This is a genomic window from Pseudonocardia sp. (assembly GCF_050250275.1).
Lineage (GTDB): Bacteria > Actinomycetota > Actinomycetes > Mycobacteriales > Pseudonocardiaceae > Pseudonocardia.
This window is the reverse complement of record NZ_JBFWOY010000038.1, coordinates 30,079-48,252: the sequence shown is the minus strand read 5'-3', so window position 1 is coordinate 48,252 and position 18,174 is coordinate 30,079. Positions and strand designations below refer to the sequence as shown.

The 18,174-nt window shown below is 73.2% G+C and carries 13 protein-coding genes and 1 pseudogene; 9 read left to right on the top strand and 5 right to left on the bottom strand.

Features of this window, described 5'->3' with window-relative positions:
* Positions 1-517: pseudogene (locus AB7F12_RS27260) on the top strand (hypothetical protein); the annotation flags it as partial.
* Here the strand turns inward: AB7F12_RS27260 and AB7F12_RS27255 are convergent.
* Positions 504-1,007, bottom strand: a complete 504-nt coding sequence (locus AB7F12_RS27255; protein WP_428502441.1) for a MarR family winged helix-turn-helix transcriptional regulator — start codon at positions 1,005-1,007, stop codon at positions 504-506. The pseudogene AB7F12_RS27260 and the gene AB7F12_RS27255 sit on opposite strands and share 14 nt — an antisense overlap.
* Positions 985-2,106: an LLM class flavin-dependent oxidoreductase gene (locus tag AB7F12_RS27250; protein ID WP_428502440.1), complete on the bottom strand. Its 1,122-nt coding sequence runs from the start codon at positions 2,104-2,106 to the stop codon at positions 985-987. The genes AB7F12_RS27255 and AB7F12_RS27250 overlap by 23 nt, the downstream gene beginning before the upstream one ends.
* A 300-nt stretch (positions 2,107-2,406) precedes the next feature.
* Between AB7F12_RS27250 and AB7F12_RS27245 the strand changes: the two genes are divergently transcribed.
* A complete protein-coding gene (locus AB7F12_RS27245; RefSeq protein WP_428502439.1) occupies positions 2,407-3,633 on the top strand; it encodes an MSMEG_0568 family radical SAM protein in 1,227 nt (408 codons plus the stop codon).
* A 65-nt stretch (positions 3,634-3,698) separates the two neighbouring features.
* On the opposite strand, the gene glmS is transcribed toward AB7F12_RS27245, so the two are convergent.
* Positions 3,699-5,534 carry a glutamine--fructose-6-phosphate transaminase (isomerizing) gene (gene glmS / locus AB7F12_RS27240; protein ID WP_428502438.1) on the bottom strand — a complete coding sequence of 612 codons (1,836 nt, stop codon included), beginning with the start codon at positions 5,532-5,534 and terminating at the stop codon, positions 3,699-3,701.
* 9 nt (positions 5,535-5,543) lie between these two features.
* On the bottom strand, positions 5,544-5,822 hold the full coding sequence (locus AB7F12_RS27235; RefSeq protein ID WP_428502437.1) for a hypothetical protein: 279 nt from the start codon (positions 5,820-5,822) through the stop codon (positions 5,544-5,546).
* A 700-nt stretch (positions 5,823-6,522) separates the two neighbouring features.
* On the opposite strand from AB7F12_RS27235, the gene AB7F12_RS27230 reads away from it, so the two are divergent.
* Positions 6,523-7,389 carry a DUF559 domain-containing protein gene (locus tag AB7F12_RS27230; protein WP_428502435.1) on the top strand — a complete coding sequence of 289 codons (867 nt, stop codon included), beginning with the start codon at positions 6,523-6,525 and terminating at the stop codon, positions 7,387-7,389.
* A gap of 184 nt (positions 7,390-7,573) precedes the next feature.
* Here AB7F12_RS27230 and AB7F12_RS27225 read toward each other — a convergent pair whose 3' ends face one another.
* Positions 7,574-11,374, bottom strand: coding sequence for an ABC transporter ATP-binding protein (locus AB7F12_RS27225; RefSeq protein ID WP_428517004.1), 3,801 nt, complete (start codon positions 11,372-11,374; stop codon positions 7,574-7,576).
* Between the two features lie 221 nt (positions 11,375-11,595).
* On the opposite strand from AB7F12_RS27225, the gene AB7F12_RS27220 reads away from it, so the two are divergent.
* From AB7F12_RS27220 to AB7F12_RS27195, 6 genes are all read left to right on the top strand, one after another.
* Entirely contained in the window at positions 11,596-12,426 is an 831-nt protein-coding gene (locus AB7F12_RS27220; protein ID WP_428502058.1) for an aldo/keto reductase, read from the top strand.
* Between the two features lie 29 nt (positions 12,427-12,455).
* Positions 12,456-13,478: an adenosine deaminase gene (locus tag AB7F12_RS27215; RefSeq protein WP_428502057.1), complete on the top strand. Its 1,023-nt coding sequence runs from the start codon at positions 12,456-12,458 to the stop codon at positions 13,476-13,478.
* A 65-nt stretch (positions 13,479-13,543) separates the two neighbouring features.
* A complete protein-coding gene (locus tag AB7F12_RS27210; RefSeq protein ID WP_428516994.1) occupies positions 13,544-15,103 on the top strand; it encodes a long-chain-fatty-acid--CoA ligase in 1,560 nt (519 codons plus the stop codon).
* Positions 15,104-15,179: 76 nt separating this feature from the next.
* Positions 15,180-16,004, top strand: a complete 825-nt coding sequence (locus tag AB7F12_RS27205) for a class I SAM-dependent methyltransferase (RefSeq protein ID WP_428516996.1) — start codon at positions 15,180-15,182, stop codon at positions 16,002-16,004.
* A gap of 39 nt (positions 16,005-16,043) precedes the next feature.
* Positions 16,044-16,871, top strand: a complete 828-nt coding sequence (locus AB7F12_RS27200; protein WP_428502055.1) for a DUF427 domain-containing protein — start codon at positions 16,044-16,046, stop codon at positions 16,869-16,871.
* 64 nt (positions 16,872-16,935) lie between these two features.
* The gene (locus AB7F12_RS27195) at positions 16,936-17,967 is read left to right on the top strand and encodes an LLM class F420-dependent oxidoreductase (protein WP_428502054.1); all 1,032 of its coding nucleotides are present in this window, start codon (positions 16,936-16,938) and stop codon (positions 17,965-17,967) included.
* Positions 17,968-18,174: the final 207 nt, after the last annotated feature.

Here is an 18,174-nt window from a genome sequence, read left to right as displayed (position 1 = left end):
CGGGCCGACCGACAACACCGGGCCGACCGACAACACCGGGCCGACCGACAACACCGGGCCGACCGACAACACCGGGCCGACCGACAACACCGGGCCGACCGACAACACCGGGCCGACCGACAACACCGGGCCGACCGACAACACCGGGCCGACCGACGACACCGGGCCGACGGACAGCACCGCGTCGACCGACAGCACCACGTCGACCGACGGCGGTTCGGGTGACGCCGGCACCGCGTCCGACCAGAGCACCGGAACCGAGGGCACCGGCGACCAGGGCACCGGCACCGAGGCCGCCGACACCGCGTCCGACCAGGGCACTGGCACCGAGGGCACCGGCACCGAGGGCACCGACGACCAGGCCGGGGCGCAGGACCAGGACGCGCAGGGCTCCGCGGAGCCGGCCTCCCAGGACTCCGGGAACCCGGGCGGGTCACTGCTGTCCGTGTCCGCCGATGCGTCGCTCGGCGTCGGGGGCGCCCCGGTGTCGGGGACGCTCGGCATCAGCCTGGGCTGACCCGGCCCGGATCGGTCGCACCCGCGCGCAGCCGGTCGCAGAGGATGCGCAGCGCGCGCAGCTCGCGCTCGTCGAGGAAGGTCCCGACGACCCGACGGATGCTGTCGGCGTGCCGGGCGCCCACCCGTCGCCGGGCCCGGTCCCCGGCATCGGTGAGCACCACGACGGTGCCGCGCCGATCGTCGGGATCCGGTTCGCGCGCGACGAGCCCGGCCTCGGCCATGCGTTCGACGAGCCGCGACAGCGACGGCTGGCTCAGCAGCACCTCGCGGTGGAGGTCGCGGATGCGGGCGCGGCCGTCGCCGCTGCGGTGCAACGTGTGCAGCACGTCGTACTCGTGGACGCCGACGGTGTCCCAGACGTCGTCGGCCTGCAGCAGCCGCCACACGGCGACCTGACTGCGCAGCAACGACTCCCAGGCCTCGACGGCCGGGCCGGCCCCGACGGGGGCCGACCCCTGACCACGATCAGCCCGCGGCGACGGCGACATCGTCGTCCGCCCCGACCTGCTCCGCGGCGCGCGCGGCGGCGACCCGCGAGGCGTGTGACGGCGGGTCCGCCGGCACGCCCGGGGCGCGCAGCTCGTCGAAGCCCTTGCGCAGCTCGGGCAGGATCTCCCCGAGCAGGTCGAGCTGCTCGAGCACCGTCTTGAGCGGCAGGCCCGCGTGGTCGACGAGGAACAGCTGGCGCTGGTAGTCACCGAAGTGCTCGCGGAACGTCAGCGTCTTCTCCACGACCTCGGCCGGGCTGCCGACCGTCAGCGGCGTCTGCGAGGTGAAGTCCTCCATCGACGGACCGTGCCCGTAGACCGGGGCCTCGTCGAAGTAGGGCCGGAACTCGTTCCAGGCGTCCTGGGAGTTGCGGCGCATGAAGAACTGCCCGCCGAGCCCGACGATCGCCTGGTCGGCGCGACCGTGGCCGTAGTGCTCGAAGCGCTGCCGGTAGAGGTTGATGAGTTGGGTGTAGTGCGACGGCGGCCAGAAGATGTTGTTGGCGAAGAAGCCGTCGCCGAAGTAGGCGGCGATCTCCGCGACCTCCGGCGTGCGGATCGAGCCGTGCCACACGAAGGGGGCGACACCGTCGAGTGGGCGCGGTGTCGAGGTGAAGCCGTGCAACGGGGTGCGGAACCGGCCTTCCCAGTCGACGACCTCCTCGTCCCACAGCCGGCGCAGCAGCTGGTAGTTCTCGACGGTCAGCGGGACGCTCTGCTCGATGTCCTGTCCGAACCAGGGGTACACCGGCGCGGTGTTGCCGCGGCCGAGCATGAGGTCGACGCGACCGTCGGCCAGGTGCTGCAGCATCGCGTAGTCCTCGGCGATCTTCACCGGGTCGTTGGTGGTGATCAGCGTCGTGGACGTCGACAGCACGAGGCGTTCGGTGCGCGCGGCGATGTGGCCGAGCAGGGTGGTCGGCGACGACGGCACGAACGGGGGGTTGTGGTGCTCGCCGGTGGCGAAGACGTCGAGACCGACGGCCTCCGCGTGCTCGGCGAGGGTGACCATCGCCTTGATCCGCTCGTGCTCGGTGGGTGCGCGGCCGGTCGTCGGGTCACGGGTGACGTCACCGACGGTGAAGATGCCGAACTGCACGGCGGGCCCCCTTCCGGAGCTCAGTTCATGCGTTTGCATGGACTTCTTCGGTCAACCCCGCGTTCACCCGCGATGTTCCCGCCGTGAGCCACAGCACGTCCGCTCGCCGCGTGGCGCCGTGAACTCCACGGTCACGGACCCTGCCATCACCTACGATGGCGCTGGCACGGGTCCACGGCGACGGCCGGAGCGGGCGCCGGAGGCGGACGCTCGGGAATTCAGTTCACCGACTCGTATCGCATCCGACACCTCACCTCCTATAGTGGACGGAACTGCTCGCTATCCCGAGGTGGTTGTCGTATGACCGACGTGCTGGACTCCGCTCCCGCGCGGCCGAGTGCCGAGGTTCCGACCCCGGTCGACTCGACCGACTCCGCAGCCGTGGCCGAACTGATCATGGACCTGCAGTCGGTGGGCCTGCGGATCGAGACGCGGCTGGAGACCGGTCGGCAGGGCGGCGCCGGCCCCTCCGACTCGGGCTTCCTGTGGGTCGAGGGCGTGCCGGTCACCGTGCCGCCCAGCGACTCCTCGCCGTACTCGCTGCGCGCCGAGGACGAGGGCCAGGGCATCTACCGCGGCGGCGTCAAGGTCGCGAACGTGTCCGGCACCCGCCGCCCGCGCTTCTACGACCTCAAGACCGCCGACGGCATCCCGTACGAGCAGATCGCGCTGCTGCACCTCGACTCGCTGGCGTCGACGGTCGTGCAGGCCTGCAACTACTGGGGCAACTCCGACCAGTGCGGCTTCTGCGGCATCGGTCTGTCGCTCAAGGCCGGGCGTACCATCGCCAAGAAGACCCCCGAGATGCTCGCCGAGGTCGCCCTCGCGGCCAAGGAGCTCGACGGTGCGGTCGACGCGACGCTGACCACGGGCTCGTCGGTGGCCCCCGACCGCGGCGCGCTGTACGTCGCCAAGTGCGGTCAGGCCGTCAAGGAGCAGGCCGGGCTGCCCGTCGAGGTCCAGTTCGAGCCGCCGCGCGACCTCAGCTACATCGACCAGGTCCACGACATGGGGGTCGACGCGCTCGGCATCCACATCGAGTCGTTCGACCCGAAGGTGCTGGCCAGGGTCGCCCCCGGCAAGTTCCGCACCGGCATGGACACCTACTTCCGCACCTGGGAGTACGCGGTCAACCTGTTCGGCGAGGGCCGGGTGTCGACGTATGTCATCCTCGGCCTCGGCGAGGACCCCGACCTGACGGTCGAGATGTGCCGCCGCGCCGTCGACATCGGCGTCTACCCGTTCGTCGTGCCGCTGCGGCCCGTCGCCGGGTCGCTGCTCGAGGACCTGCCCGCGCCGTCGCGCGAGTACACCGAGCCGATCTACCGCAAGGTCGCCGGCTTCCTCGAGGAGAAGGGCCTCGGCGCCGACACCGCCGTCGCCGGCTGCGCGCGCTGCCAGGCGTGCTCCAGCCTCAACCTCGTCCAGCAGGCCGGCAACGCCCCCGCGTGCGGCTCGTTCGGCGCCCCCGCCGGCGGCCCGACGTCGGCGCCGCTGCTGCAGATCGGCAAGCGCCCCGGCGCCTGACCGCTCCCCACGAACGAGGGGCGGGTCCGCGATCGCGGGCCCGCCCCTTTCCACGTCCGCAGCCGCTACTCGACGGTCACGCTCTTCGCGAGGTTCCGCGGCCGGTCCACGTCCCGGTCCAGCGCCACCGCGGCGTGATAGGCCAACAGCTGCAACGGCACCGACTGCAGGATCGGGTCCAGCTCCGGCTCGTTCGCCGGGATGACGATCGTGCGGTCGGCGATGTCCACCGGCAGCTCCCGGTGCGCCACCGCATAGATCGGGCCACGCCGCGCCTTGATCTCCGCCAGCGTCGACGTGTTCTTGTCGAACAGGTCGTCGTCGGGCACCACCGCGACCGTCGGCAGCTCCGGGCTCACCAGCGCCAACGGCCCGTGCTTGAGCTCCGCCGACGCGTAACCCTCCGCGTGGACGTAGGAGATCTCCTTCAGCTTCTGCGCACCCTCACGCGCCACCGGGAAGCCGCGACGGCGCCCGATGAACAACACGCTGTCGCGCGCCGCGATCTCCTTCGCGGCGGCCGCGATCGCGCCCGTCTCCTTCTCCGCCTCCAGGATCGCGGAGATCTGCTCCGGCAGCTTCGCCAGGCCCGCGAGGATGCGCGCACCCTCGGTCGGTGACAGGTCCCGGATCCGGCCCAGGTGCAGCGCCAGCAGCGCGAACGCCGCCACCGTCGAGGTGAACGACTTCGTCGCCGCCACCGACATCTCCGCACCCGCGTGCAGGTAGATGCCGCCGTCGACCTGACGCGCGATCGTCGAGCCCACGACGTTGATCACGCCGATGACCTTGCCGCCCTTGCGCTGGATCTCCTGCACCGCGGCCAGGGTGTCGCTCGTCTCGCCGGACTGGCTCACCGCCACGTACAACGTGTCCGGCTCCACCACCGGGTTGCGGTAACGGAACTCCGACGCCGACTCCGCCGACGCCGGCACCCGCGCCAGGTCCTCGATCAGCTGCGCGCCCAGGTCACCGGCGTAGCAGGCCGACCCGCAGCCCAGGATCTTCACCCGCCGGAACTCCCGCGCCTCGCGGACCGTCAGGTTCAGCCCACCCAGGTGCGCCGTCGAGAACCGCTCGTCCAGCCGGCCCGACAGCGCCCGCTCGATCGACCGCGGCTGCTCCAGGATCTCCTTGATCAGGAAGTGGGCGTGGTCGCCGATCTCAGCACCGATGATGTCCCAGTCGATCGTCGACGGGCTCTTCGCCGTCGAGCGGTCGTCGATCGTGAACGTCCGGTAGCCGCTCGCCGTGATCGTCGCCAGTTCGCCGTCGTCGAGGTACACGACCTGGCGGGTGTAGCCCACCAGCGCCGCCGCGTCCGACGCGACGAACATCTCCTTCTCTCCGACGCCCAGCAGCACCGGCGACCCGTTGCGCGCCACGACGATCCGGTCCGGGTGCTGGGTGTCGAGCACCGCCAGCCCGTACGCGCCGACGACCTGGCGCAGCGCGAGGCGCACCGCCTGCTCCAGCGTCTCCGCGCCCGCCGCGAACGCCGCCGCGATCAGGTGCGCCACCGTCTCGGTGTCGGTCTGCGACGCGAACTCCACGCCGTCCGCGGTCAGCTTCGCCCGCAGCTCCTCGGCGTTCTCGATGATGCCGTTGTGCACCACCGCGATCCGGCCCGACGTGTCGGTGTGCGGATGCGCGTTCGCCACACTCGGCTCGCCGTGCGTCGCCCAGCGGGTGTGCCCGATGCCGGGCGAACCCTTGAACCGGGCGGGCAGATCACCCGCGAGGTCGGCCACCCTGCCGCTGACCTTGCGCACCTTCAGCGCACCGCGCTGCAGCACCGCGAGACCGGCCGAGTCGTACCCGCGGTACTCCAGCCGGCCGAGGCCCTCCAACAGGATCGGGGCGGCGTCCTGCGCCCCGACGTATCCGACGATCCCGCACACGTGCGGCTCCTATCCGTAGACGATCCGACGCAGCTGGCGGGCGGACAGCGCCGGCGGCGCGACCCGGCGGGCAGCCAGCTCGGCGCCCACCCGCTCGAAGATGCGGTCGTTGGTCATCCCCCGACGTTGCAGCTCGCCGTGCCGACGCCGCACGTAGCGTTCCGTCGACTCGGCGAAGTAGCCGAGAACCTCGGCCACCACCCGCTGTGCCTCCCCCGCCGACAACGGCGTGCTCTGCACCAGGTGCTCCACGAGCTCCACATGAGCGTCGAGGGGGTCAGCGGGCACCCCGCGATGGTGCCCGACCCCGGCGCGAAACGCCAAAATCCTGCCCGAAATCGGGCAAGCCCGCGCCGTTACCCGCTCCGGACGCGCCGCTCACCCGCCGCCCGCATATGGATTCGCACTCGAGCCTCGCCGCGTTTCGCCCGCCTGGGCGGACCCTGAGGCCTGCACAGTGGGCCTCTCCCCCGCGGTGATCGCCGAATGAGGGACATGGGCGTCACTGGTGGCGCTCATGTCCCGAGGACGACCGCTGACGGCCTACTCCTGCGTGGCCCGACCGTGCTGATCGTCGAACAGGGGACATGAACGTCACCGGCGTCGCTCATGTCCCTCTCACACGTGGGCGACGGCCGCCGGCGACTCTGGATCGTCGATCGTGTTCGCCCGTGCGTGGGGGACTCCGTTCCGACACTCGGTCGGCGCCTGCCTCGTCGAGGCCAACCGGGTTGATCACCGACACCGGGACCGTGGCGTCACCACTGACGCTCATGTCCCGCGGACGAGGGTGTGGGGCGAGGCGCACCCTCGATCCCCTCGTGCCTGGCCACTCAGCGTCGCCCGTGGCGAGCGTTCCCGTAGACGCCCGGGGATCGCCCCCGCCCTGGGCCGGGCCGGGGTTCGGTGCGCGCCCGCGGCGTTGGCCGGTGCGAACGGTTCGGCCCGAGTCGCCGGGCGTCGGTCCTGCGCGGGGCACCATCCGCGCATGTCGATCGACGCGCTGCTCCAGCTCCAGGCCGGCGTGGTCGGCGTCGCGCAGGCGCGGGAGTACGGGTTCTCGCCCCGCACCCTGCAGCGGCGCGCCGCGCACGGGGGCTGGAGGCGTCTGCACCCCGGGACCTATCTGGCCGCCGGTCACCGCCTGACCGATGAGGCCCGCGTCCGCGCGGCCGCTCTCTGGGCCGGTGATGAGGCAACCGTGTCCGGCCCCGCGGCGGCGCACTGGCACGGGATGCTGCCTGCGGCGCCGCACATCGTGCAGGTCACCGTCGCGGCCGGGGCCAAGCCGCGGCCGCAGCCCGGCCTGCAGCTGCGGCGCCGGGACCTGGGGCATTCCGACCGGGTCGGGCTCCGAGGAGTATGGGTGACGGAGGCGGCGCTGACCGTTCTGGAGACTGCCGTCGCGGTGGCGGACGGGGCTGCGTTCCTGGACCGCGCCCTCCAGCGGCACGTCGGCTTCGAGCAGCTGCACCGGGCGCACTGCCGGACGTTGGGGCGGCGCGGATCGCCGGTGGCGGGCCGGTTGCTGGTGGCGGCGGCCGACCGGGCGGGCTCGGCGGCCGAGCGGATCCTCGTCCGACTCCTGCGCGAGGCAGGCGTCACGGGCTGGCGCCTCGGGCACCCGTTCGGCGCCTGGGTCGTCGACCTGGCGTTCCCGCGGCGCCGGGTGGCGGTGGAGGTCGACGGGTGGGCGTGGCACGTCGACATCGACCGGTTCCGCGCCGACCGCCGCAAGGGCAACGCCCTGGTCTCGGAAGGCTGGACGCTCCTGCGCTTCACGTGGCACGACCTCACGTCCGACCCGGATCAGGTCGTCGCGACGATCCGCACCACCCTCGCCCGCGCCGCGTGAACAGGGACACGAGCGTCACAGGTGACGTCCATGTCCCGCATTTGATGATCACCACGGGGCATGTGCCACTCCGCCGACCCGTCGAGCGGAAGCGGGACATGGCCGTCACTGGTGGCGCTCATGTCCCCATCCCGGCGATCACCACCGAACCGGCGACGCCCCGGCCGGGTCGCGACGGAGCGGGTCAGGCCGAGCGGGCGGCCGTCGGGCCCGGGGAGGCGGGGTCCGGGGCGGCGGGGCCCGGGGAGGCGGGGTCGGGGGCGGCGGGGTCGGGGGCGGCGGGTTCCAGCTCGCCCGCGGCCCAGAGGGCGGCGTAGCGCCCTCCTGCGGCGAGGAGGTCGGCGTGGGCGCCCTGCTCGACGATGCGGCCGCCGTCGAGGACGACGATCCGGTCGGCGCGGGCGGCGGTGGCCAGGCGGTGGGCGACGACGAAGGCGGTGCGTCGCGAGGTGACGTGGTCGCCGGCGGCGAGGACGGCAGCCTCGGTGGCGGGGTCGAGGGCGGCGGTGGCCTCGTCGAACACCAGGATGTCGGGGTCGACGAGCTCGGCGCGGGCGAGCGCGACGAGCTGGCGCTGCCCGGCGGACAGGCCCTGCCCGCGTTCCCCGACGGGGTGGCGGAACCCACCGGGCAGCGACCGGACCAGAGGCAGGGCGCCGACGGCGCGGGCGGCGCGTTCGATGTCGGCGGGGGTGGCGTCGGGGCGGCCGTAGGCGATGTTGGCGGCGAGGTCGCCGGTGAACAGGTGCGGTTCCTGGGGGACGACGCCGAGGCGTTGCCGGTAGGCCGACAGCGGGTAGCGGCGGATGTCGACGCCGTCGACGAGGACCGCGCCCGCCCGGACGTCGTAGAACCGGGTGACGAGCTTGACCAGGGTGGACTTGCCGGCGCCGGTGGCGCCGACAAGCGCGACGGTCTCCCCCGGCGCGACGTGCAGGTCGATCCCGACGACGGCGGGGTCGGCGCCGGCGTCGTAGCGGAAGCAGACGTCGCGCAGCTCGACGTCGCCGCGCAGCCGGGCGGGGACGGCGGCGGGGGCGCCGAGGCGGGGGTCGGGCGCGGCGGGGACGGAGGTGCGGGTGCGCAGCAGCTCGGAGATGCGGGTGAGGCCGACGCGGGCCTGCTGGTAGCCGTCGAAGACCTGGGACAGCGCCTGGACGGGGGCGAAGAACATGCCGAGGTAGAGCAGGAACGCGGTGAGGACGCCGGTGCTGAGGTCGCCGGAGGCGACGCGGGCGGCACCGACACCGAGGACGGCGGCCTGGGCAATGTCGGAGAGGTAGGCGACGCCGGGGAAGTAGGTGGCGATGTAGCGCTGGGCGCGCAGCCGGGTGCGGCGGTAGGCGTCGCTGCGGACGCCGAAGGCCTGGGCGCTGTGCTCCTCGCGGACGAAGGCCTGGGCGACGCGGACGCCGGAGACGTTCTCCTGCATGTCGGCGTTGACGGCGGAGACCTTCTCGCGGGCCTCGGCGTAGGCGCGCGAGGACAGGCGTCGGAACACGATGGTGGCGACGACGAGCAGGGGCACCACGGACAGTGCGACGAGGGCGAGCTGGGGGTCGGTGAGCAGCAGTGCGACGGCGACGCCGACGACGGTGAGGAGGCTGACGACGGCCTGGGTGAGCCCGGTCTGCAGGAACGTCGAGAGGGCGTCGACGTCGGTGGTCATCCGCGTCATGATGCGGCCGGAGAGCTCGCGCTCGTAGTAGTCGAGGCCGAGTCGCTGCAGGTGGGCGTAGCTGCGGACGCGCAGCGAGTACAGCAGGCTCTCGCCGGTGCGTGAGGTGACCAGGGTTTCGGCGGCGACGACGAACCAGGCGACGGCGACGAGCCCGACCCCGAGGAGGGTGGCGACGAGGACGGCGTGCGCGGAGCGGGCGGTGATGCCGTTGTCGACGGCGTAGCGGGCGATGGTGGGGAACGCCAGCGAGGTGAGCGCGTCGAGGGTGACGAGCAGCAGGCCGAGGGCGAGCAGGCCGCGGACGGGCGCGAGGATGCGGGCGAGGCGGGCGCCGTCCTGCGGGGTGGTGGGGTCGGTGTCGCCGAGGCGGGGCGTCTCGGTGGCCGGTGGGAGGGCGTCGACGCGGGCGAGCAGTTCGGGGGTGGCGGGGATACCGCCGACCATGGCGGTCGCCCCGGCGCTGCCGCGCATCCCACCGCCGCTCCCGGATGCGGCGGCGGCAGCACGCACGGCGCCGTCGGATCCGGCGGCCGGCCCGGTGACGGGTTCGGGCCACAGCTCGGGGGTGACCCCGTCGGCGGGGGTGGACGCGGGTTCGAAGACGGGCACGTCGGTGGCGCCGAGCTCGGGGCCGTCGGCGGCGAGCAGGCTGCGGAACAGCGGGCTGCGGGCGACGAGCTCGGCCTCGGTGCCGATGTCGACGACGCGCCCCTCGTCGAGGACGGCGATGCGGTCGGCGAGGGCGAGGGTGGAGCGGCGGTGCGCGACGAGCAGCGTGGTGCGGCCCGCGGTGAGCTCCCCCAGGGTGGCGTGGATCGCGGCCTCGGTGGCGGTGTCGACGGCGGAGGTGGCGTCGTCGAGGACCAGGACGCGCGGGGCGGTGAGCATGGCCCGGGCGAGGGCGATGCGCTGGCGTTGCCCGCCGGAGAGGGTGAGGCCGCGCTCGCCGACGAGGGTGTCGTAGCCGTCGGGCAGGGCCTCGACGAACGAGGCGACCTGCGCGGCGTCGGCGGCGGCGCGGATCTCGTCGTCACTCGCGCCGGGGCGGGCGTAGGCGATGTTGGCGCGGATGGTGTCGGAGAACAGGAACGCTTCCTCGAACACGACGCCGAGCTCGGAGCGCAGGTCGGCCAGGCGGAGCCGGCGGAGGTCGACGCCACCGAGGCGCAGCGCCCCGGCCTGGGGGTCGTAGAAGCGTGGGAGGAGCAGCGCCACCGTCGACTTCCCGGAGCCGGCGCCGCCGACGATCGCGAGGGTCTCCCCCGGGGCGACGGTGAGGCTGACGCCGTCGAGCACAGGGTCGCGACGGGTGTAGCCGAAGAAGACGTCGTCGAGCTCGACGCCGAGCGGGCCGTCGGGCAGTGGCTCGGGGTCGTCGGGGTCGGTGACGTCGGAGGAGGCGTCGACGAGGTCGTAGACGCGTTCGACGCCGGCGCGGGCGAGCTGGGCCGACACGATCAGGGAGCCGACGAGCCGGGCCGGCCCGACGAGCTGCGCGACGTACGTGGTGAACGCCAGGAAGGTGCCGATGGTGATCGAGCCGTCGAGGGCGAGCATCCCGCCGACGCCGATGACGGCGACCTGGCCGAGGGTGGGCAGGGCGAGCAGTGTCGGGTTGAGCCGGGCGGTCATCCGGGCGGCGCGCATCCGCTCCGCGAACAGCCGTCGCGAGATGCGTTCGAGGGTGGCGACCTCGCGGTCCTCCTGCCCGAACCCCTTGACGACGCGGACGCCGGTGACGGTCTCCTCGACCTGCTGGGCGACGTCGGCGGCGCGCTGCTGGGCCGACCACGTGGCGGGGAACAGGGTGCGGCGGGTGCGGTTGGTGACGAATGCCGCGAGCGGCAGCATGACCAGCGCGACGAGCGTGAGCAGCGGCGACAGCCACAGCATGGCGACGATCGACGCGACGACGAGCACGACCGTCCCGGCGGCGAGCGGCACCATGGCGAGCAGGCCCTGCACGAGCTGCAGGTCGGTGATGGCGCGGGACACGACCTGGCCGGTGCGCATCTGGTCCTGGCGCTGCCCGTCGAGGCGCTGGACGGCGGCGAACACCTGGCGGCGCAGGTCGTGCTGGACGTCGAGGGCCATCCGGCCGGCGAGGTAGCGGCGCAGGAACGACGCACCGAACCGGATGGTGGCCAGGGCCAGGATCGCGACGACGACGGGGACGAGCACGTCGGTGACGCCGCGGACCGCGTCGTCGACGGCGACGCGGGTGAGCAGCGGGCCCACCGCGTCGAGGCCGACCCCGCACACCGATGCCGCGAGCGCTCCGACGGTCACCCCGCGGTGGCGCATGCAGGCGCGCACGAGCTTGCGGATCCAGCCGGGTCCCTCGCGGGGCGCCTGCTCCTCGACGGTCCCCGCCGTGCCGACCGTCTTGTCGACCGCCTCCGTGCCGACCCCTGCCCCCACCACCCGAGCAGGTTATGCCCGGCCACCGACATCCTGCCCGTCGCCGACGGTGAGTCACCGCACGATCCGGAAGGTGCCGCGCCGTGCACACGTTGGAGCCTTCCGTGACCCAGGTACCGCACATCGCACTCAACGACGGCGTCGAGATCCCCCAGCTGGGGTTCGGGGTGTTCCTCGTCCCGCCCGGCGAGACGAAGGCGTCGGTGGCCGAGGCGCTGCGCGTCGGCTACCGCCACATCGACACCGCCCGCATCTACGACAACGAGCGCGAGGTCGGCGAGGCCGTCGCGGAGTCGGGCGTCCCGCGCGACGAGCTGTTCGTCACCACCAAGGTCTGGAACGCCGACCAGGGCCGTGACGCGACCCTGGCCGCGTTCGACGCGAGCCTCGACCGGCTCGGCCTCGACACCCTCGACCTGTACCTCATCCACTGGCCGACGCCGGCGCGCGACCGCTACGTCGACACGTTCCGGGCGCTCGTGGAGCTGCGCGACGCGGGCCGGGTGCGCTCGGTCGGCGTCTCCAACTTCCAGGTCCCGCACCTGCAGCGGGTCATCGACGAGACGGGCGTCGTGCCGTCGGTCAACCAGGTGGAGCTGCACCCGAACCTGACGCAGGAGCCGTTGCGCGCCTTCCACACCGAGCACGGCATCGCCACCGAGGCGTGGAGCCCCCTCGCCCGCGGCGGCCTGCTGGAGGACCCGGTCGTCGGCAAGATCGCGGCCGCGCACGGACGCACCGCGGCGCAGGTGATCCTGCGCTGGCACCTGCAGCTGGGCAACGTCGTGATCCCCAAGTCGGTCACGCCGTCGCGGATCGCGGAGAACTTCGACGTGTTCGGGTTCGCCCTGTCCGACGACGACGTCGCTGCGCTGTCGGCGCTGGACCGCGGCAGCCGGATCGGACCGGACCCCGACGCGTTCAACGGCGGCTGAGGCCGGACCGGCGGGAGTAGGTTCCCCCGGTGCGCGAGTTCGTGATGGGGTTGCCCAAGGCGGAGCTGCACGTCCACGTCGAGGGCACGATCGAACCGGCGACCGCGTTCGCCCTCGCCGACCGCAACGGGGTGACGCTGCCCTGGCCGACGCCGGCCGCGCTGGCCGGTGCGCTGGAGTTCGACGACCTGCAGTCGTTCCTCGACGTCTACTACGCGGTCATGGCGGTGCTGCGCACCCCGGCCGACTTCACCGACGTCGCCGACGCCTACCTGGGCCGTGCCGCGGCTCAGGGGGTCCGCCACGTCGAGCTGTTCTTCGACCCGCAGGCCCACGTGGCCCGCGGGGTGCCGATCGGGTCGGTGATCGACGGCCTGTACGCGGCCACGTCGGCGGCGCGGGAGCGGCACGGGGTCAGCGCCGGACTGATCCTGTGCTTCATGCGCGACCGGCCCGTCGCCGACGCGGCCGCCACCCTCGCCGCGGCGCTGCCGCACGTCGGCAAGCTGGTGGGTGTGGGGCTGGACTCCGCCGAGGTCGGGTTCCCGCCCGGGTTGTTCGCCGACGTGTTCGGCGATGCCCGCGCCGCCGGGCTGCACGTCGTCGCGCACGCCGGCGAGGAGGGGCCGCCCGGGTACGTGTGGGAGGCGATCCGCACGCTGCGGGTGGAGCGCGTCGACCACGGGCTGCGGTCGCTGGAGGACGACGCGCTGGTGGCGCACCTCGTCGAGTCCCGGATGCCGTTGACGGTGTGCCCCTTCTCGACGGTGCGCCTGCGCGGCTGCGCCACGCTCGCCGACCATCCGCTGGCCCGGATGCTGCGGCTGGGGCTGACCGTGTCGGTGAACTCCGACGACCCCGCCTACTTCGGCGGGTACGTCGGCGACAACCTCGACGCCGTCCGCGAGACCCTCGCCCTCACCGACGACGAGCTGCACACCCTGGCCGCCAACTCGTTCCGCTCGTCGTTCCTGCCCGAGGAGGAGAAGCGGGAGCACCTGCGCGCGCTCGACACCTACGTCGCCGATGCCACGAACGTCCGGTTCCGGTGACCGGGCCACGGCGCTAGCGTGGCGTGCGACACACCGGGACACACCGCCGGACACCGGGAGCGCCGATGACGCCGCAGTTCTCCGACATCCCCGCGCTGCTCGCCCACTGGGCCGGCGAACGCGCCGACGACGAGGTTCTCCGCGCGGGTGAGCGCACGTGGACGTGGCGGCAGCTGCAGGAGCGGGTGCACCGGCTGGCCGGGGCGCTGCGGGCAGCCGGTATCGGCCCCGGTGACCGGATCGCCGTCCTCGACCTCAACCACCCGTCGTGCCTCGAGCTCACCCTGGCGTGTGCGCAGATCGGGGCGGCCAACGCGGTCGTCAACTTCCGGCTGGCCCCGCCGGAGATCGTCTACGTGATCAACGACGCGGAGGCGAAGCTGCTGTTCGTCGGCCCGGAGTTCGCGGCCGCCGCGGAGTCGTTGGCCGACAAGGTGCCGACGGTGCAGCGGCTGGTGCGCATCGGCGGCGACGGCGACGAGTACGAGGCGCTGCTCGCCGCGCACGATCCCGACACCGACGTCCATCCCCCGGCCCCGGACGACTGCTTCGTGCAGCTCTACACCTCCGGGACGACGGGTTTCCCCAAGGGCGCCATGCTCACCCACCACGGGATGCTCGCCCACGCCACGAACGTGCTGGCCGACATCCCGATGGCCGCGGAGGCGGTCGTGCAGGTCGCGATGCCGCTGTTCCACGTCGGCGGGACCAGCTACGCGTTCGTCGCACTGACCGCGGGGGCACGGTTGGTGATGCTGCGCATCCCCGACCCGGCCGCGGTGCTCGACATGCTCGTCGCCGAACGGATCACCCACACCTTCCTGGTCCCCGCGCTGATGGCGGGGGTCGCCGCGGTCCCCGGCGCCGCCGGTCGCGACTACTCGGCGCTGCAGGTGCTGTCCTACGGCGCCTCCCCGATCCCGCTGCCGGTGCTGCGGGCCTGCGTCGCGCTGTTCCCGGGCACGTTGCAGCAGGTGTACGGGATGACCGAGGCGTGCGGCGTCGTCACCGCGCTCGGCCCGGCCGACCACGAGAACCCCGACGTCGCGCACCGGCTGGTGTCGGCGGGGCTGCCGATCCCGGGGGTGGAGATCGAGATCCGCGACCCCGGGACCGGCGACCGGGTGCCGACGGGCGCGCCCGGCGAGATCTGGGTGCGCACGGAGCAGCTCATGGCGGGCTACTGGCACAAGCCCGACGCCACCGCCGACGCCATCACCGACGACGGGTGGCTGCGCTCCGGCGACGGCGGGCACATGGACGCCGACGGCTACGTCTACGTGACCGACCGGATCAAGGACATGATCATCAGCGGCGGCGAGAACATCTACCCGGCCGAGATCGAACGGGTCCTCGCCGAGCACCCGGACGTGGGCGACGTCGCCGTCATCGGGGTTCCCGACGACCGCTGGGGCGAGGTCGGCAAGGCCGTCGTCGTCGCCGCGCCGGGGGCGACGGTCGACCGCGAGGCGCTGCTGGCGTACTGCCGCGACCACCTGGCGTCGTTCAAGTGCCCCAAGAGTGTCGACGTGGTCGCCGAGCTGCCCCGCAACCCGACGGGCAAGATCCTGAAGAAGGACCTGCGCGCGCCGTACTGGGAGGGTCGCGACCGCCAGACCGTGTGAGGCCCCCGGAGCCGACGGAGTGATGCACGTCACATACGGGTAGCACGAGGAGCGTCCGGAGCGAGCCCGTCTCCCGGTGACCGACGACCGAGAGGCGGCAGCCGTGCTCGTTCCCGCGATGAAGCAGGTCGTACGCGGAGTCGAGGACCGGGCGCTGCGCATCCTCACCGCCGCCGGCGTCCGGCAGTCCCAGGAGACTCTCGCCGCCCAGGCCGGCGCCTACTGGACGCGCCCCGACGGTGACCGCTGGCGGTCCGACTCGCACTGGCGCGACGCCGACGTGTTCACCGGCAACGACCTCTGGTCACACCTCGGCCTGCGTCATCTCGACATGGTCGAGCGCGGCGAACGCGCCCTCGGCCGCCCCGCCGGCCGGTGGGGACGCGTCGTCGAATGGGGCTGCGGCGGAGGCGCGAACGCCATCCACTTCGCGCCCCGTGCCGACGAGTTCGTCGGCGTCGACGTCGCCGCCGAGAGCCTGGACGAGTGCGGGAGCCAGGTCCGGGCCGTGTGCGACACCCCGTGGAAGCCCGTCCTCGTCGACGTCGCGCACCCCGAGGACGCCGTGGCGGGCATCGGCCCGTGCGACCTGTGGCTGTCCTACTACGTCTTCGAGCTGCTGCCGTCGCGCGAGTACGGCGCCCGGCTCCTGGCGCTGGCCCACCGCATGCTGCGCCCGGGCGGCATTGCGAGCGTCCAGATCAAGTACAGCGACGGGACGTGGGCGACCCGCCCGCGGCGCTGGGGTTACCGGTCCTCGGTCGCGGGCATGACGGCCTACCGGGTCGAGGAGTTCTGGGAGCTGGCGACGCGCGTCGGCTTCGTCCCCGAGCTCGTGGAGCTGCGCCCGCAGGACGATCTCGACCGCCGCTACGCATACTTCACGCTGCGAAGGCCCTGACCCCGTCACCGGTGGCGGGCCCGACGGACGGAGACCGCCATGGCACTTCGGGTCGGCGAGCACCTCGCCGCGAGCCTCACCGGGCTGCGCTACGAGCCGATCGAACGACGGGTGCGCGCCTGGGCGAGCGACCGACTGCTGCTCGACTCGACCCACGCCCTGCTCGTGTGGGAGCCGGGTCGGATCGTGCCGCAGTACGCCGTACCGGTCGACGACGTCCGCACCCACCTCACCCCCGATCCCGGCTTCTCCGGCCGCCGCGAGGGGCCGGGGCCGGTCCCGGCCGGGCCGGGCGGTGCCCGATGGCTGACGCCCGAGACCGGCTTCGGCATGCACACCTGCCCCGGCGCGGTCCTGACGTTGAGCACGGGCGGCGCGGAGCCCTTGCGCGGCGCGGGGTTCCGGCCCGAGGACCCGGAGCTGGCGGGGCACGTCGTCGTCGACTTCACCGCGCCCGACCGCTGGGCCGAGGAGGACGAGGACGTCGTCGGGCACCCGCGTGACCCCTTCCACCGGGTCGACGCCCGCCGCAGCTCACGCCACGTCGTGGTCCGCGACGGCGAGCAGGTGCTGGCCGACAGCACCCGGCCGATGCTGGTCTTCGAGACGAACCTGCCGGTCCGCCACTACCTGCCGCGTGCGGACGTCGTCGCCGACCTGCACCCCAGCGACACGGTGACGACGTGCGCCTACAAGGGCAGGGCCTCGTACCTGTCGTCGTCGACCCGGCGCGACGTCGCCTGGACCTATCCCGCCCCGCTGCCCGACGCCGCCCAGCTGACCGGTCTCGTCGCGTTCTTCGGCGAGCGCGTCGACATCGAGGTCGACGGTGTGCCGGCCGAGCGCCACCCGACGCCGTGGTCCTGACGGGTGACCGACCCGAACTTGACCCGCGAGTAACTTCTGCGGCTAACTGTCGACCATGTCGGCGATGAAGCTCTCGACCCAGGTCGCCTACGGCGACGACCCGCGCAGGACGGCCGAGTCCGTGGTCGAGATGGAGAAGGCGGGCCTCGACGTCGTGTGGGTCGCCGAGGCCTACAGCTTCGACGCCGTCTCGACGATGGGCTATCTCGCCGCACGCACGGAGCGGCTCGAGATCGGGTCCGCGATCCTGCCGATCTACAGCCGCACCCCCACGCTGACGGCGATGACGGCGGCGTCGTTGGACGCGCTGTCGGGCGGGCGGTTCCTGCTGGGGCTGGGCGCGTCGGGCCCGCAGGTGATCGAGGGCTTCCACGGCGTCGCGTACGACAAGCCGGTCACGCGGACCCGCGAGGTCGTCGAGATCTGCCGCAAGGTGTGGGCGCGCGAGCGGGTGGAGCACCACGGGCTCTACGAGATCCCGCTCCCCGCGGAGCAGGGCACCGGGCTGGGCAAGCCGCTCAAGCTGATCAACCACCCCGTCCGCGCCGACATCCCGGTGTGGATCGCCTCGCTGGGCGAGCGCAACGTCGCGATGACGGCGGAGATCGCGCAGGGGTGGCTGCCGCACGTCGTGATCCCGGAGAAGGCGCACGACGTCTTCGCCGACGCCCTGCGGAAGGGCCTCGCGAAGCGCGACCCGGCGCTCGGCCCGTTGCAGATGACCGGCGGTGGGTTCCTGGCCGTCGACGACGACATGATCGTCCACGCGCGCAACGCCGCCCGGGCGATGTACGCGCTCTACATCGGCGGGATGGGCGCGCGCGGGAAGAACTTCTACAACACCGTCTTCGCCCGCCAGGGGTGGGCCGACGAGGCGACGATCGTGCAGGACCTCTACCTGGAGGGCCGCAAGAAGGAGGCGGCCGCGGCGCTGCCGGACGAGTTCATCGACGGCATGACGCTCACCGGCCCGCCCGGGAGGATCAAGGAGCGCTTCGCGTCGCTGGCCGCGGCCGGGGTGACGCACCTGCACGTCACACCGGTGTCGGAGGACCCGGTGGGGCTGCTGGGCCAGGTCCGGGAGTGGCTCGGCTGACGTCGCCGGCCGGGCCCGTCGCGCCCACCGCCGCCTCCCCTGCGCGGGGGTGCCCGTCCCACCCTCCGCCTCCCCCGTGCGGGAGGCGCGCGCCGGGCCGGTTCCGGTCGCGTTCGTCCTGATCACGCCCCTGACCGCCGCCGAGAAACGTCGGGGGCGACCAACACGACACCCAGAGGTACCTCCGTGCGGTACCTCCCCCTGCGG